The 16,939-nt window shown below is 49.7% G+C and carries 14 protein-coding genes; 4 read left to right on the plus strand and 10 right to left on the minus strand.

Annotated elements, in window-relative coordinates:
- Nucleotides 1-49 precede the first annotated feature (49 nt).
- Nucleotides 50-976, minus strand: coding sequence for a succinate--CoA ligase subunit alpha (gene sucD, locus HH215_RS09505; RefSeq protein WP_169279685.1), 927 nt, complete (start codon nt 974-976; stop codon nt 50-52).
- A gap of 31 nt (nt 977-1,007) precedes the next feature.
- On the minus strand, nt 1,008-2,168 hold the full coding sequence (gene sucC / locus HH215_RS09510; RefSeq protein WP_169279686.1) for an ADP-forming succinate--CoA ligase subunit beta: 1,161 nt from the start codon (nt 2,166-2,168) through the stop codon (nt 1,008-1,010).
- A 406-nt stretch (nt 2,169-2,574) separates the two neighbouring features.
- On the opposite strand from sucC, the gene HH215_RS09515 reads away from it, so the two are divergent.
- The 4 genes from HH215_RS09515 (at nt 2,575) to HH215_RS09530 (ending at nt 7,556) form a co-directional block, all read left to right on the plus strand.
- Nucleotides 2,575-4,155: a YifB family Mg chelatase-like AAA ATPase gene (locus HH215_RS09515; RefSeq protein ID WP_169279687.1), complete on the plus strand. Its 1,581-nt coding sequence runs from the start codon at nt 2,575-2,577 to the stop codon at nt 4,153-4,155.
- A gap of 161 nt (nt 4,156-4,316) precedes the next feature.
- Complete coding sequence (locus HH215_RS09520; RefSeq protein ID WP_169279688.1) at nt 4,317-5,633, plus strand: ABC transporter substrate-binding protein; 1,317 nt, start codon at nt 4,317-4,319, stop codon at nt 5,631-5,633.
- Nucleotides 5,634-5,841: 208 nt separating this feature from the next.
- Complete coding sequence (locus HH215_RS09525) at nt 5,842-6,723, plus strand: carbohydrate ABC transporter permease (protein ID WP_169279689.1); 882 nt, start codon at nt 5,842-5,844, stop codon at nt 6,721-6,723.
- A gap of 2 nt (nt 6,724-6,725) precedes the next feature.
- A complete protein-coding gene (locus HH215_RS09530) occupies nt 6,726-7,556 on the plus strand; it encodes a carbohydrate ABC transporter permease (RefSeq protein ID WP_174887679.1) in 831 nt (276 codons plus the stop codon).
- Nucleotides 7,557-7,635: 79 nt separating this feature from the next.
- Here HH215_RS09530 and HH215_RS09535 read toward each other — a convergent pair whose 3' ends face one another.
- From HH215_RS09535 to ltrA, 8 genes are all read right to left on the minus strand, one after another.
- Nucleotides 7,636-8,370, minus strand: coding sequence for a GTP pyrophosphokinase (locus HH215_RS09535; RefSeq protein WP_169279690.1), 735 nt, complete (start codon nt 8,368-8,370; stop codon nt 7,636-7,638).
- Nucleotides 8,371-8,418: 48 nt separating this feature from the next.
- The gene (hflC, locus tag HH215_RS09540; RefSeq protein WP_169279691.1) at nt 8,419-9,285 is read right to left on the minus strand and encodes a protease modulator HflC; all 867 of its coding nucleotides are present in this window, start codon (nt 9,283-9,285) and stop codon (nt 8,419-8,421) included.
- Nucleotides 9,282-10,322, minus strand: coding sequence for an FtsH protease activity modulator HflK (gene hflK, locus HH215_RS09545; protein WP_169279692.1), 1,041 nt, complete (start codon nt 10,320-10,322; stop codon nt 9,282-9,284). The genes hflC and hflK overlap by 4 nt, the downstream gene beginning before the upstream one ends.
- Nucleotides 10,323-10,547: 225 nt before the next feature.
- A complete protein-coding gene (locus HH215_RS09550) occupies nt 10,548-10,943 on the minus strand; it encodes a YraN family protein (protein WP_169279693.1) in 396 nt (131 codons plus the stop codon).
- A gap of 24 nt (nt 10,944-10,967) precedes the next feature.
- Nucleotides 10,968-11,282: an EscU/YscU/HrcU family type III secretion system export apparatus switch protein gene (locus HH215_RS09555; protein ID WP_169279694.1), complete on the minus strand. Its 315-nt coding sequence runs from the start codon at nt 11,280-11,282 to the stop codon at nt 10,968-10,970.
- Nucleotides 11,279-13,144, minus strand: a complete 1,866-nt coding sequence (locus tag HH215_RS09560; protein ID WP_169279695.1) for a TP0910 N-terminal domain-containing protein — start codon at nt 13,142-13,144, stop codon at nt 11,279-11,281. The genes HH215_RS09555 and HH215_RS09560 overlap by 4 nt, the downstream gene beginning before the upstream one ends.
- Nucleotides 13,145-13,231: 87 nt before the next feature.
- Nucleotides 13,232-13,852 carry a ribonuclease HII gene (rnhB, locus tag HH215_RS09565; protein WP_169284311.1) on the minus strand — a complete coding sequence of 207 codons (621 nt, stop codon included), beginning with the start codon at nt 13,850-13,852 and terminating at the stop codon, nt 13,232-13,234.
- Nucleotides 13,853-14,940: 1,088 nt separating this feature from the next.
- On the minus strand, nt 14,941-16,239 hold the full coding sequence (gene ltrA / locus HH215_RS09570) for a group II intron reverse transcriptase/maturase (protein WP_169279696.1): 1,299 nt from the start codon (nt 16,237-16,239) through the stop codon (nt 14,941-14,943).
- Nucleotides 16,240-16,939 lie beyond the last annotated feature (700 nt).

Consider the following 16,939-nt stretch of genomic DNA (forward strand, 5'->3'; position numbering starts at 1 on the left):
ACGATTCGTTCATCGTTCCGACGATCAATATGTTGAAATTACTGTAACATTAAACTTTGCACTTTTCCAGCAAACCTTTTTCCTCGAGCACGGCGACAAGAGTCGCGCCCATGTCGGAAGGCGTCGGAGCGACGCGGATTCCGCAAGCTTCAAGTACGGAGATTTTCTCGGCAGCCGTACCTTTGCCTCCGGAGATGATCGCGCCGGCATGTCCCATACGTTTGCCTGCAGGAGCCGTTGCGCCGCCGATGAAGCCGACGACGGGTTTCGTCATGTTCGCTTTAACCCACTCCGCCGCTTCTTCTTCCGCCGTACCGCCGATTTCGCCGATCATGATAACCGCGTAAGTGTCCGGATCTTCATTGAACAGCTTAAGGATATCGATAAATTCCGAGCCTTTAACCGGATCTCCGCCGATACCGACGGCAGACGATTGACCGATGCCGCTGGAAGTCAGTTGATGAACCGCTTCGTAAGTTAAAGTTCCCGAACGGGAAACGACGCCTACGTGACCCTTTTGGTGAATATATCCCGGCATGATGCCGATTTTAATCTCCCCTGGAGTAATAACGCCAGGACAGTTCGGTCCGATCAAACGAGTTTTCTTGCCTTCCATGAAGCGCATAACTTTGACCATGTCGAGTACCGGAATTCCTTCCGTAATACAGATGACAAGTTCAAGTTCTGCATCTACCGCTTCCATAATCGCGTCAGCCGCGAACGGAGGGGCCACGTAGATAACGGACGCCGTAGCGCCTGTTGCTTTTACGGCTTCCAAAACCGTATTGAATACCGGCAAAGAAACCGTCGTGCCGTTTTCCAAGTTGAAGTCTACGTTTGTGCCACCTTTACCCGGTGTAACGCCGCCGACCATTTGCGTACCATAATCCAGTGCACCCTTGGCGTGGAAATTTCCCGTTGCGCCCGTGATGCCTTGGGTGATCACCTTGGTGTTTTTATCGATCAGAATACTCATGATTACACACTCCCCGGTAGGTTCTCCCTAGTCATTTCACGAGCGACACGATTTTTTGCGCGCCGTCGGACATCGAATCCGCAGCCACGATGTTCAGGCCCGATCCGTTCAAAATTTCTTTGCCTTTTGCTACGTTAGTGCCTTCGAGACGGACGACGAGCGGACGGTCAAGACCAAGCTCGCGAGCCGCTGCGACTACGCCCTCGGCAATAATGTCGCACTTCATGATTCCGCCGAAAATATTAACGAAAATCCCTTTCACGTTCGGATCGGAAAGAATGATCTTAAACGCTTCCGTAACTTTCTCTTTCGTCGCGCCGCCGCCGACGTCTAGGAAGTTAGCCGGGGATCCGCCGAAATATTTAATGATATCCATCGTCGCCATCGCGAGTCCGGCGCCATTGACCATACAGCCGATGTTGCCGTCCAGGGCGATATAGGAAAGATCGAATTTGGAAGCTTGAATTTCTTTAGCGTCCTCTTCGTCCAAGTCGCGAAGCTCGACGATGTCTTTATGACGGAACAACGCGTTGGAATCGAAATTCAACTTCGCATCGAGTGCCATAACGTCGCCGGAGCCCGTAACGACAAGTGGATTAATCTCCGCGATGGAGCAATCCTTCTCTTCGAATGCTTTATAGAGGGCAAGCATGAACTTGACCGCTTTGTTGATGAGTTCGCCCGGAATCTTGATGTCGTAAGCCAATTGACGCGCTTGGAACATTTGCAGGCCGACAGCCGGATCGACAACGACTTTAATGATTTTTTCAGGGGAATGAGCAGCTACTTCTTCGATATCCATGCCGCCTTCTTCCGAACCCATCATGACGACGCGTCCCGTACCCCGATCGACGACGACGCCGATATAATATTCCTTCTTGATGTCGCAGCCTTCTTCGATCAGAAGACGTTTGACTTCCTTGCCTTCCGGACCCGTTTGGTGCGTTACCAATACTTTGCCGAGCAATTCTTTCGCGTAGCCCGCTACGTCTTCAACGCTCTTGGCGATCTTGACGCCGCCTGCTTTACCGCGTCCGCCAGCATGGATCTGTGCTTTAACGACGGTAACCGTGCTTCCGAGTTCTTTCGCTGCGCTTACGGCTTCGTCGACGGTAAACGCCACTTTGCCGCGCGGCACGTTAACGCCATACTGCCTCAAGACTTCCTTGCCTTGATACTCATGAATATTCATGACCCTGGCATCCTCCCGTTGTGCGCTTTAATATCGAGTGCGGCCTAACGTATCGGCGACTTTCGCCCTGCTAGACCATCACAGGTGACTCCTTGTTAGCGATTCAATTATCGCTTGCAGCTGTCACACAAACGAATTTATGTAACAAAACCTTCACTATTGTAACACTAATCGTTATTTGGTTCCTCACTTTTTCATCAATTTATTAGTCTGATTTGGCAATGGTTTCATCTCAAAATGATATGGAAACAAGGCAAACACATATATCTTTTGCATTTTTTAGTACGATTATTCGCTAGGATTGACAGCTTAAAGCATCAATTGTATGCTAACTGTAATAGTAGTTTTCGGAGAGGAAGCACCTTTCCCGTCAGTGCAAACTTAGACGGAGGAAGGTGCTTTTTTCGTGTACGTAAAAATCATGAGCGCAAGCGTCCTTGGCGTGGAAGGCCGATTTATCGAGGTCGAAGTCAACATTTGCTCCGGCTTGCCGCAAGTCAGCGTGGTCGGGCTTCCCGACTCGGCCGTTCGGGAATCGGTGGAGCGGGTTCGCGCGGCCATTCAGAATGCCGGCATGAAATTTCCGATGGACCGGATTACGATAAACCTTGCCCCTGCCGACCTCCGCAAGGAAGGCAGCGCCTTCGATCTTGCCATCGCGGTTGGAATTTTGTGCGCGAGCGGGCAAGTCGATTCCAGCTTATTGGAAGATACGTTATTTATAGGCGAATTGGCGCTGAACGGGACGGTTAGGAATGTACCCGGGGTTTTGCCCATGACCGAATTAGCTCGCGGCGCAGGCATTCAGAGAATCATCGTCCCTCGCTCTGCCGTTGCGGAAGCTTCGCTCCTTCCGGGAATCGAAGTATTCGGAATTTCGTCTCTTGCCGAATGGATTAACGGCTTTATCGACGACGTCCCGAATGAAGATGCGTTGAAATCGCCGATTCCAGGGTTCAGCGACAAACGATTGCGCGCATTAATGCGATCCGCTAAGCAAGACGCCGACGCGATTCGCGAGAACGAAATTGATCTTGCGGACGTCATCGGGCAGGAGAAAGGCAAACGCGCCCTTCTAATCGCGGCCAGCGGGATGCATAACCTCATGTTCATTGGACCGCCCGGAACGGGAAAAACCATGCTTTGCAGACGGCTACCTACTCTCATGCCTTCGCTCGACGATAATGAGGCATTGGCGGTAACGAAAATATTCAGCGTTTGCGGAAAGCTCGGCAGCGATCAGTCTGGGTTAATCCGTAAACGCCCTTTCCGCGCACCTCACCATACCATCTCCGCAGCCGGCTTAATCGGAGGCGGTTCCGTACCGAAACCGGGAGAAGTCACGCTTGCGCATCACGGTATTTTATTCTTGGACGAGATGCCCGAGTTTTCTCGCGTTTGCTTAGAGGCGTTGCGCCAACCTCTCGAGGATCGGGAAGTCACGATCGGGAGAGCGCGCGGCGTCTGTAGATACCCTGCACGATTTATGCTAGCCGCTTCGATGAACCCCTGTCCGTGCGGTTATTACGGCGGTTCGGTCGATGATCGTCCCTGTACTTGCACTCCTACGGCCATCGCGAGATACCGTTCGCGGATGTCGGGTCCGCTTGCCGACCGCATCGACTTGCAAGTCGAGCTGCCGCGTCAAGCGGTACGACAGCCTACGGAAACCGGAATGACCTCGGGGCAAGCGAGAGAACTCGTCATGGAAGCCGCCAATAGGCAGAAATCACGTTACGCCAAACATGGGATTCAATGGAACAGCCAATTGCAGGGGCCGTTATTAAAAAAATATACGCGACTCTCTTCCGATGCCGAAATGTTGCTACAACAAGTGTACGAGCAGTTAGGCCTCAGTTTTCGCGCGCATGACCGAATCCTTAAGATGTCTCGCACGATCGCGGACCTCGCCGGAAAAGAATCCATCCGATTGGAGGATGTTGCGGAGGCGATTAGCTATAGGAGCTTGGATCAAATGATGGAATAAATTGATATTGCATTCCATTTAAACATTAAATGACATGCGACCCCTTTTTTACTAGATGATTTTATCCCTCTATGATTGAATTTTAGCACTTACCATAATTTGCTACTGATTCTATGATGGAGTTGATTCCAAAACAAACCATTTTAGGAGGCCCATCATTAATGAAGAAACGTCTACTACTCACTATGCTTAGCTCGGTCCTAGTGGCAACAACGGTCACAAGTGTGGTCGGCGCAGCAGAAAAAAGCGTTACTTTAGTAGTCAGACATACGCAATTGGGCGAGGCGAAACAACAACGTCTCAACATACTCAACGATGTTTTGAAAGCGGTTAAAAAAGACGTTTCCGGTGTCGAGTTCAAATTAGACGGCGTTGATTCGGACGTAAACCGCAAAGAAAAATTACGTTCCGAAATGGCAACCAACTCCGCTCCCGCTATTTTCGATCTATTCGGCGGAGCCGATACGCAATTATATGCTTCGGAAGGAAAGTTGCTGGACTTAACGCCGATTCTTAAAGAGCTTGGCTTGCAAAATAAATTTATTTCTTTGGGCGAGTTTACGGTAGACGGTAAAGTGTACGGCTTACCGATAGGCGGGTTCCAAGAAGGATATTTTTACAATAAACCATACTTCGCGCAAAACAAGCTTCAAGTTCCCAAAACGTTAGAGGAGCTCGAAAAGCTGGCCGAAGTCATTAAAAAGAACGGAAAAACGCCTTTTGCGCAAGCATCCAAACAAGCTTGGGTAGCGCTTATGACAGCGAATACATTGTGGTCCCGTTATGCAGGCCCGGATATTACTTACGGATTCGCAACCGGCAAAACCAAATGGAATAGCCCTGATATGGTCGCAGCTTTCACGAAGTACTCGGATTGGGTTAAAAAGGGTTACTTCAAAAAAGGCGAACTGGGTCTAGAGTACGCCGAACAACGCAATCAACTTATTCGCGGCGAAGCGATCATGATGTACGACGGATCTTGGGCTTCCAGCGTATTCGCGGATGTTAAACAAGCCGGTAAAATGACCAACCAAGTGGGATACTTCCCAATGCCTAAAGTGTCCAACGGCAAAGGCAGCCAAACTGCAGTTAACGGAGGGTTCTCTAACGGTTATGGTTTCTCGGCCAAAGTCAAGGGGAATGCCAAACAATTAGCGGCAGTCAAATCGTTTATCAAAAACATGTATAACGACGAAATGCAAATTCGCGGACTAGAAGCGGATGGCGTATTGCCTTCCATGAAAGTTGATAGCGCGAAAATCGCAAAAGCAAAAGTTTCCGACCTAGTGAAAGAAATTATTGCGGTAGGCAACAAAGCAAGCGGTGCATTCCCGGCATTCGACGCTCTCGTTCAACCGGACGTGAACACGGCGATTAGCGAAGGAATTCAAAAATTGATCGGCGGGAAAACCACGCCGAAGAAAATGTTGGACGACGTTCAAGAAGTTCAAGAAGAAGCGAACGAAGAGGCAGAGTAAGTAACGAAACGCAAGAAGAGCAGAAAAGTACCACCCGCCTAAGAGTGGGTGGTACTTTTTAATAAACGATTCAGTGTGAATAAAGTATCTCTATTCATTTCTGAATCGTCTCCAACATAAACGTTCCCCCGCCATCCCTATGGACGGCGACAGCAGTTTACGCTTGGAACCATCAGAAGAGTACAAGTCAGACTTCACGGAGGTAACAATGAATAAAGCCTTAAGAAACCCTATGACTTACGTGTTCTTTATGTTGCCCATTCTCGTGCTCTACGTCTTATTTTTCATATATCCGATGATCGATGCTTTCGCCAAAGGGTTTACGAAATGGAACGGCATCGGAACGCCTGAGTTTAATGGTTTAAAAAACTTTGATAAAGCATTTTCGGATGATAAATTTTGGCATTCCGTCAAAAACAATAGTTATTTCATTTTATTCTCCGTTTTCGTGCAAGTCCCGATCATCGTATTTTTCTCGCTATTGATCAGCAACGTAAAAAAACTCAAGGGATTGTACAAAACAGCCGTATTCGTTCCCTCGGTCATGTCGACCGCGGTAGTCGGTATTTTGTGGAGTTTCATCTACGAACCCGATATCGGCTTGTTTAACATTATCCTAACGAAAATAGGACTTGATCCGGTAATGTGGTTGTCCGAATCCAAATGGGCGATGGTGTCTATCTTGATTACGAACGCTTGGCAGTGGATGGGATTCTACATTGTTATGGTTCTTGCCGCGATCTTATCGATTCCGAAGGAAATCGATGAAGCCGCCGTCATCGACGGAGCTAACGGTTTTCAACGCGCGATTCGAATAACGATGCCTCTCATCATGCCGATTATTTCCGTTGTTATTATGCTCTCCATCGCAGGAGCGATGAAAGCGGCCGATATTGTTATCGTCATGACCAAGGGCGGCCCAGGGGGAGCAACGGATGTTATGGCGACTTATATGATCAAATACGGGATAACGAACGTGAAATACGGATACGGCAACGCGATCGCCGTGTTGATTTTCGTTTTCACTCTCATTCTTACGGCGTTGTATCAGTTATTGATTGCTAGAAGAAGCGAAAGGATCGAATACTAATGATGATAAGATCGATGAAAAAAAGTGTCAGTCACATTGTTTTACTAGTCTACTTGATCGCGATCCTTTATCCGTTCCTGTTCGTTCTCTTCTCGTCCTTGAAGACGGATAATCAGGCGATTGCGAGCAATCCGTTCGGTCTCCCGTCATCGTTTCATTTCGAAAATTTTCACGAGGCCTGGGTAAATGCGAATATTAGCGTGTACTTTTTTAATAGCTTGTATATCGCAACGCTGTGCTCGATCGCTACCATTCTAATTTCTTCCCTGGCAGCTTTTGCGATTACGCGGATGCGTTATTCGAAATTAAGCAAGGGGATGTTCCAATTTATTCTGATTGGCATGCTCATTCCAGGTAATGCCTTACTGCTTCCTATTTACATATTGTTGAAAGACACGTCTATTCTGGGCACGCATTTGGCGTTAATCATCCCCTATACCGCCGGGGCGATTCCGTTTACGGTTATTATTTTGTCGGCGTTTATGCGCTCTATTCCAAGCGAGCTTGAAGAAGCCTCCGTTATGGACGGTTTGAGCGCAAAGGGGATATTCGCGCGAATTATTTTGCCCATTACGATCCCGGCACTGGTAACCGTGTTTATCGTCAACTTCATCGGCAACTGGAACGAGTTCCTAATGGCGAATTTCTTCATCTCCACGGATGAATTGCGTACTCTGCCTGTCGGGATGGTCGGTTTCCGCGACACGTATAATACGAATTACGCGCAAATGTCGGCGGGAATCGTATACAGCATCGTTCCGGTCATGATTATTTACGCAGTCCTGCAAAAACAAATAATCGAAGGTTTAACCGCAGGTAGCGTCAAAGGCTGATTCCTCGGTGACGGAGCGTCCCCCCTCCCGCTCCGTCACTCGATCGCCGCCTTTAGTCGAACAAAAAAAAACAAGGAAACTAATCGTTTCCTTGCCCGATGTCGATCATTTCCAGCAGAGCTGCTGGAATTTGATACTCCTGATCTTTGATGATGATTCTTTTCGTTTTGGCGATCTCGCTGGCTTCGTGATTTTCCTTGATCTCCGCGATTTCGTTATGCAATCTTTCCATTTGCTTATCCAACGCCGCTGCGGAATCAGCGGCTTCTTTCAACTCTTGCAGAAGCCTTAGAGGGACGGCCTCGTTGTATTTGTAGAAAATTTTGTGCTCCAAACTAGCCCAGAAATCCATCGCTATCGTTCGGATTTGCACCTCTACGCATACCTTTTCCTGCCTATCGGACATATAGACCGGCACTTCGACGATCAGATGCAGACTTTGATATCCATTTGGCTTCGGGTGCTCGATATAATCTTTCGTCTCCAAGATCGTGAGGTCGGATTGACTTCTCAGCATCTCTCTGATTCGATAAATGTCGGAGACGAACGAACAAGTAATGCGCAAGCCGGCGATATCTTTTATCTTATCCCGAATACTGACAAAAGAAATATCGCAGCCTTTCCGGTTCATTTTGTTTAAAATGCTTTCCGGCGATTTCAAACGGGATTTCGTATGTTCGATCGGGTTGTAATCGTGCAGGAAATGAAACTCTTCTTTTAAGATTTCGATCTTCGTTTCCAAGGAATCCAGGGCGAATTTGTACATCATTAAAAACCGGGTAATTTCTTCCTTGAATCTTTTGAATTGTTCCATCGGCAGCGGTAAATTAGTCAGAATGGTTCATCCTTTGTCTAAAGCATTTTATTTACCGAGTAAAATGCGAGTGTAAGGCGAATCGATCGGCAACATAATGACCGGCTCATTCTCCAACGTCTTGACGTAGCTTTGCAATGTGCGGTAGAAATTATAAAATTCCGGATCCTTGCCATAAGCTTCGTTGTAGATTTGAGCGGCTTCCTGCTCGCCTTGCGCGATGATTTTCTTGGCGTCAGCTTGCGCTTGTGCCAGCAGCTCCGTTGCCGTACGGTCCGCTTTCGACGTAATTTTGCGGGATTCCTCGTCACCTTCGGACAAATATCGCGCCGCGATGGACTCGCGATCCGAGATCATCCGGTTATAAACGCTCTGCTTGTTCCCTTCCGGCAGGTCGGTACGCTTAATTCGAACGTCTATGATCTCGATACCGTAGTTATCCCTTACGATCGCATCGGCTACATCGTTCGTAATGTCATCGTTGATGTTGCCTCGTTCGGTATTCTCGCTAATAATATTATCATAATTGATCTCGGAAAGCTTGCGACGTACCGAGTTGTATACGGCTTCGTCGATCCGTTGAATGCCCCCGCCCAACGTTTGGACCGTTTTCAAAAAACTTTGCGGGTTGTTGATTCTCCATACGGTATAGTTATCGACGATTATCGGTTTCTTATCCTTCGTCAAAATCGTAGTCGGGTTGCTCTCGTACGTCATTTGGTATTTGGGAAGCTTCGATAAGCTTTCGATAAAAGGAATTTTAAAATGTAATCCCGGACTTTCCTCGACTCTCATCGCTTCGCCGAACTTAAGAACAACCTTGTACTCGCCTTCCTTGACGACGAACAATGAACCGGCGCCGAGAATAATGACGACGATAACGCTTGCGAGCCATATGATTAGTCTTTTACTCATTTCGCGGTCCCTCCTTGCTGAGCGCCTGCAGAACCGGAAGCAGTACCTGTCGCGGCACCCGATGCGGAGCCGGTGTTTCGAAGAAGCTCATTGATCGGCAAATACTTGACGGTATCGCCGTTGGAATCCGAGATGAAAATTTTTGCCTTAGGCAATATCTTTTCCAGCGTTTCCACGATTAATCGGCTTTCGGTTACGTCTTTGTTCTTCGCGTATTCCGCAAAGATTGCGTTAAATTGAGCCACGTCGCCTTGAGCGTTAAGGATACGCGACTTTTTCTCCGCTTCCGCGTTCTCGAGCAACGCTTGGGCTTCTCCGCGAGCTTTCGGAATTTTATCGTTCTCGTATTTGGCCGCGTTGTTGATTTTCGTATTCTTTTCCTCGCGCGCGTTCGTAACCTTCTGGAACGCTTCCTCGACTTGCCCGCTCGGCGGCTCGATATCCTGGAACTTGATGTCGATGATCTGCATGCCCGTACGGTATTTGCCTTGAAGCTCCAGAAGCTTCTCGCGTACTTTATCCTGTATGACGGTTTTACCGTCCGTTATCGCGTAATCCAGCTTCTCGGACCCGATGATGGAACGAATGGAAGAGCTTGCGGCGTTACGCAGAAACTGTTCCGGATTATCGATGTTGTACAAGTACTCGTGAATGTTATTTATTTTCCACTGAACGACCGCGTCCGCGGAAACGATGTTCTCGTCGCCCGTGATCATTAACGCTTCTTCTTCGACCGGAGTAATAACGTCCCCTTGCATGCGATAGCCGATATAAATGCGTTGGGTAAGCTCCGCGGGTACGATAACGACCTGCTGGATCGGATAAGGCCATTTGAAATGCAGACCTGCCGTCGTCTCCGTCGTGTACTTACCGAAAGTCAGTACGGCGGCTCTTTCCTGTTCTTGCACGGTGTAAAAGGATGAATAAGCAATAATTACTACCAAAAGCGCCGCAACGCCAATGCCGATTTTCTTGAGCATGCCCGGCGGCAGATCCAGCGGATTGTTCGGTCTTTTCGGAATTTTTACGAGTTCCATTCAGCCATGTGCCTCCCTTGGTATCTTTCAAAACGCTTCTTGAATTGATACGTGTCGAACGCCCGTACGTTTCATAAATAAATGAAAAACCCCCTAGGTTTAGGAGGTTTATTATTTACGCGAGAACCGGAAGTCCCGGCTGAATTCAAGATTCGACGTCGAACAACAACAACAACAACAACAACAACAACAACAACAACAACAACAACAACAACAACCTCTATTTCAAAAAGCGCCTTGCAAATGTTTGACTTCTCTGACTGTCCCGTCCCCGTTAAAAGTAACGGCTACCACGTCGAATCGAACCGGTTTCGTTTCTGCTTGGTGCCGTTTAAGGTAGACGGAGGCCAGTTCCCTAACCTGCCGGCATTTGCGCGGAGTGACCGCTTCTACGGCGGAGCCGTATCGGATCGGGTTCGTTCGGGATCGGACTTCGACGAATATAAGGGTCTCTCCGTCACTCGAGATCAAATCAAGTTCGCCGGCGCGGCAACGCCAATTGCGTTCTAATATGACGTATCCGGATTGTTTTAAATGTTCCGCCGCGACGTCTTCACCGGCTCTCCCGACCGCCGTTCTGCGATCTTTGGCTATCGTGGAGGGAGATGGAAGGTCTTCCATGGGCGATCGTCACCTCAGCAAGATTTAGTCGTTCCGTTTGCTCTTGGCATTCAATCCCGCGCGGCGATCCGACCGGTACACGAAGCTGAGCACCTCCGCGACAAGCTTATAAAGTTCAGGCGGTATTTCTTGATTCAAATCCAATTTAGAGAGCACTTCTACGAGAGACGAGTCTTCTTGAAGAGGAATCCCGTTCTCTTGAGCGCGGCGCATGATCTCGTCCGCGATGACTCCCTGGCCTTTCGCGATAACGGTAGGGGCCGATCCGTGCTCCGGTTCGTATTTAAGCGCAACCGCCTTCTTGGGAACGTTTCGTTTGTGGGAATCCGCTTGCTTCATGCTCGGTAGTCGACTCCCTTGTACGGTTTAGCGGAATAGGCGCTTGCGACCGCAGTCTTCTCGCCGACAGCGGCGGGAAGCGTGGAAGCAACGGAACCGTTCTTCCATTGCGGAAGCGGGGATGTGCTTAACGAGAGCAATTGAAAGCCTGCGGACGACATGCCCGAAGCCAATTCCTCCCGGGCTTGCTCGATTAACGCCGACATTCCTGAAAAATCGCTAAGCAGCTTCAACGATACGATTCTGTCCACGACCTGTACGTCGACGAGCGTGTCGCCCAAATTCCGCATCCGCAAGTCGAAGAGCAGATGGCAATTGTCGACGTCCCATTCCCCGCGACGGCTCCGTCGCGTTTGAACGTGAACGGTGGCCGTCGTATCGCCTTCCGCGCCTTTCATCGGCACGAACAGCGTCATATGGCTGAATGGCGCTACGTTGTTCCGGTCGGAGGTAAGCAGCAGCTGCTGGCCCGTCACCTGGTTGGCCAGCGTTTGCGCCGCTTCCCGCAGAGCGGGGGGCACGTCGTCATGCGCCGCAAGGGCGAGCAACGCGCCCTTGAGCGTCTCCGCGGCGTGCCGCGCCTCTTGCCCGGGGGCATCCGCCCCCACGGGCCCCGAAGCGGCTGCGCCCGCAGCCAGCCCGGCGTCCCCGCCGGGCAACCGCGCCTCGGCGGCGTGCAGGAGCTGACGCTCATGCCCGACGCCGAGCCACTGCAGGAAGCGGCCTATCCATGCCGCTTCCGGTTTAGGGGCTGACGGCTGCGCTCCGTCAGCCGAAGAGGCGCGGCGGCTATCCGCAGCCGCGTCAACCGCGGCGGCAGCAGCGGGGCGATTCGCCGCGCTCGGTGCCGCAGTGCTCTCGGCCGCCGGGCGCGTTAGCTCCGGCGGCATCGTAGCCGAGCGCGGCGCCTCCGGCGGCCCGCCGGCTTTCGCGCTAGCCGCGCCTGACTGCTGCTGCGTAGCCTGCGCAGTCGTCCCCGCGGCGGTCGCCGTATTCGCGGAAGCCTTCGTACCGTCTCCCTTAGCTAACGCAGCATCGGAAGCGAATTTGCCCGCTTCTCCCGCCAGCTTAGAATTCGCGGCATCTCTCACCGAATTAGCCGCTTGCGCCTTCTCGGCATCCGTTCCTTTTGCGGCACCCGAATTGCTCTGCGCTTCCTCTCCCAGCAGCTGCGACTCGCCTTCCGCAAGCAGCGCAGCTCCTTGAGACAGCAAGTTTTGCAGCTTTTGTCCAAGCGCGGCCGTATCGCCCGCAGGCTTATTCGCCCCGCTTAGCCAGCTATCGACGGCGGCGCGAAAATTCGCCAGCTCATCTTGGATCGGTTGGCCGAACAGAGCTTGCCGCAGCGATGACAACGTTGTTTCCGTAGGCGCTAACCCGCGTCGAAACGCGACATCCGACGCGCTCGACCAGGATGCCGCATCGACGCCCGCAGGCTTTAAGGCAGCGGCGGCATGAAAGAAAGCCGCCGTATCTTTCCCGATCGGAAAGCCATCCCGCTTCAGACCTCGCAACAGCTCCATCGCCCATTTTTGCTCCGGCAGACCGAAAGTTTTAAGCACGTCCTTAAGCCCTTCCTCAGGCATCGCCTCCGAAGCGTCGGTCAGCGGCTTAAGCGTTACCAACCCTCCGGCGCCTCCCGGCTGCACTTGCAGAAGCGTGCTTTTGCCGACGGCCATTTCCGCATCGAGCTTGGCTTTCACTTGAATGCCGTTAATATTGACCAACGCCTCTTGGTTTTCCAGCATCTCCATGAGCACGCCTCTTACGATCTGACCGATTCTCAGTTCCAGCGAGCGACTATCCGCAGGCTGCGCTTCGCCCATCAGCGCCCGAAGCATCGGGCCGATGTTCATGCTCATGTTATGCCCTCCTAACTAACGAAACCTCATCATCCTATATATCGGCATTTACATACGAGTCATTTAATAAATCGCGCTCGTTGAAGCTCAGAATAGCTTCTGCTGCTCGGCGAACAATCCCTTCAGGAAACTTCGACGGTGTAAAGGCGTCGGTCCCAATTCCTTTAAGGCCTCGCGGTGAACTTTTGTCGCATACCCTTTATGTACTGCGATCCCGTATCCCGGATACAAGGATTCCCAAACTTCGGCGCATAGCCTGTCCCGTGTTACCTTCGCTACGATGGAGGCGGCCGCGATAGATTGACTTAAACTATCTCCTCTAATGATCGCCGTCTGCCGGGTGTTCAGATCGACGGATTCCGCGTCTACCAACAAATATTCCGGTACGACGCCTAACCCTTGCACGGCTTGTTTCATTGCCAGCCTCGAAGCTTGCCTGATATTGATCGTATCGATGACGGTCGAATCGACCCTACCAACGGACCAAGCTATCGCTTCCTCGAGAATTTGGTCATACAGCCTGTCCCGCTTTTTCTCGCTGATTTGTTTCGAGTCGTTGACCTCTTCCAACACGAGCCCGACCGGCAATATGACCGCCGCCGCTACCACGTCCCCGAACAAACAGCCTCGCCCGACCTCGTCGACTCCCGCGATCGCGGTCAACCCTTGAGCCCAAAGCTCGCTCTCATATTGTAAACGATTGATCATTTCGTCCATTCGCCATAATGCCTCCTAAATCCGCAACATCCTTCTATTGTCCGACATGAAATGCCGAATGCCAAGCCTTATTTTGTAAATGTTCTGTTTCAAATCTTAGTGTTTATGAGGCGGCATGTAAGCAAAATCGTTATTTAACTGGCTTCACCGTCCTTTTGGGAGTAAGGAGTCTCGCCAAAAGGACGCAGAACTCCTCATGTATTAGCAATCAGCTTGTATTAAGGGGTTTGCGGACAAAGAATCCTTTAATGCTCGTATAACTGATAAAAATAGGTTGTTTCAATCGCTTACGAAATCTTGAAGCCGACTCTCCATAGATCTGTAACGATCAAAATAACCTTTACAGATAAGAAACCGATATTCTGGCGACTTGAACCGGTCACAATGACCGTTACGGACGGGACACTAACTCGCGAAGATTTGTAGCGTTCAAAATGACGGTTACAGGATCTATGGACTCGCCCACTTTTCTTACATGTATACAAAATAACCACCCCCAAAACCTAAACCGGGCGGTTATCTACTCTACTTTACTCTAATCTCATTTATCATCCGCTATGGTTCAAAAGATCATTTCCCCATATGATTCCTATGAACATAAACCCAGTCAGAGGGGGTATGGCTACACATCTAAAGACGGCCAACCAGTCGCATCTTGTATTGCGTCTTCGCATTATCGTATCGGTAACAAAAAATAAAGCAGCAGCGCCAAGGCTATACCATGACCGAAGAGAACATGAAAATTACTGGAGATCATTTATCTATATTGACGGCAATAAGGTCCCCCTTAAACGAATGCAAATCTATCAACTATCGCTCTAGCAACCCAGAAAAATATGGGAATTTATAAACCTAAGTGTAAAAACTACAACTAGTTTTGGAAGTTTTACTCTCTCTAACGACTAAGTGTAAAACCTGCAACTAGTTCAGCCGATTATTTCAATTGAACACGAATTCTATCGATTTAAGTGGTCGAGTAGGCGGGGCCTCTCCTTCGTGGATTGTGCCCCATACCCCTCACAGATCCGTACGAGCGGAATTCCCGCATACGGCTCCTCACAGCATCCTTTGCAAATTGGTCATTCGTAGATATTGACGTATATACGAGGTTTGGGCAATCTGAAGTCCTTTATAATTTCGTAGAATCTTTCCCTTGTGAAGCTCCGCCGTTGACTTCTACGATTTAGCCACTTAAACATTAGGTTTATCGTCTGAAAATAGTAGGATTTCATCTTGCTAAAGTTGTCCGTAACCCCGTAATACCGGTAGTGCCCCGACAATTTAGATCGAATCGTCTTCAGAAATTCCTGCTGCTGTATATGCCGATTAAACCGAATCCAAGTCTTCATCGCTTTGACCTTCTGCCTAAATTTCTTTCCGCTCGTCTTTCGTTTCACTCGGAATGCGCCTTTTTGGCTCTTGGAGCAGTAGTGAGTGAATCCTAGGAAGTCGAATGTTTTCGGCTTCCCCCCACCCTCTCGCTTGCTCTCTTCCTCCGCAGAACGTCCAAACGCGATGATTTTTGTTTTCTCTTCCGCTATTTTCAGTTTGAATTTCTCAAGTCTGAGCAGAAGTGCAGCATAGAACCGCTCCGCATCTTCTCTGTATTGGAAGCAGCATACGAAATCATCCGCGAACCGCACGATTTCAGCTTGCCCTTTGCATTGTTTCTTTACCGTGACCGTAAACCAAGTGTCCAACACGTAATGCAAATAGACATTCGCAAGTATCGGCGACACGACCGAACCTTGTGGAGTACCTTCCTCCGTTGGTTCAAATTCGCCACCCTCTTCTATACCTGCTTTCAGCATGCGTCTAACAAGACGTTGGATGTTTGGGTCAGCAATCCTCAGTTCGAGAAATTTCATCAACCATTCATGGTCGACATGGTTAAAGAATCCGCGAATATCCGCGTCTACCACATAACTAATCTTCCCGTACTGAATGACCTCGGTTAGTTTCTTCAATGCATCGTGCATGCTTCTATTTGGGCGGAATCCATAGGAGAAATCCATGAAATCTTGCTCGTAGATAGCGTTTAGCACACGCTTTAGCGCGTGTTGCACAAGCTTATCCTCATAGGCGGGTATGCCGAGCGGGCGCATGCTTTTCTCGTCCTTCGGGATGTAAGTTCTTCTAGCCGGTTGCGGTCTGTAGCTTTTCAGCTTCAGTCTTCCCACCAGATTCGTTACGTTCGACTCCAAATTCTCTTCATAGCTCTCTTTCGTAACGCCGTCGATTCCCGTTGCCTTTCCCGTTTCCATCGCCTCGTGACTCTCCATTAACGCTTGCGCATCCATGAAGTGTCCGATGGACGTGAATCTAACTTTCGGGTCGGCTTTGGCCATTTCTGCTATTCTTGCTAATTTCGTTTCCATTTCTTCTCCACCTCGGCGTGTGGTAAATGTGTCCTTACCAAGATTGATGCTGTGTCGCCTGCCTTCCCTCCACCAACATTACATTAGCTTCAACGGTAATATGCGGCGATCCGACTCCCTGACTGCCATTTGTCATTCTCACGTTTTACGGCTTGTTTGACATACTCCTGCTGTGGTTCCTAACGAGTACTTTACTCGCAGAAGAGCGTCAGGGCCTCCCGAGTTGCTGAGTAACCATTGGTATACATGCCTGGCTCTTCGACCCCGGGGAAGCTTCTCCGTTCTTGCCTTTAGCGTCTGAAGTTGTGTTGTCTTCCGGGAACATAAGCCCGTCGACCTTCCCGATTTATGCATTTCGAGGCTCAATCACTTTCAGGCCTGCACCCTAACTGTCTACGCTTAAACGTCCATGTTGCCATTCCCGTTCCAAGACTCGCTATTGGTGGCGTGGCTAGCACCTTTCCAAGCAGGGTTTACGCCTGCTAAGTTACTCAACCTAGGCTCGGTCGCTTCTATGTTTTACATTTAGAAGCTGGGAATGAGGAATTCAAGTCAAACTAAATGTACATTTTACACTTAGATTAGATTTTCAGTATCATGATGGAATGTAACGAACCACTATAGTTTTGGATTGAAACGATTTTCCTACGTAAAATATCTATCACCTCGCCGGAGCATCTCTATCTCTCAAACCGCTTAT

This window comes from Cohnella herbarum (assembly GCF_012849095.1).
GTDB lineage: Bacteria > Bacillota > Bacilli > Paenibacillales > Paenibacillaceae > Cohnella > Cohnella herbarum.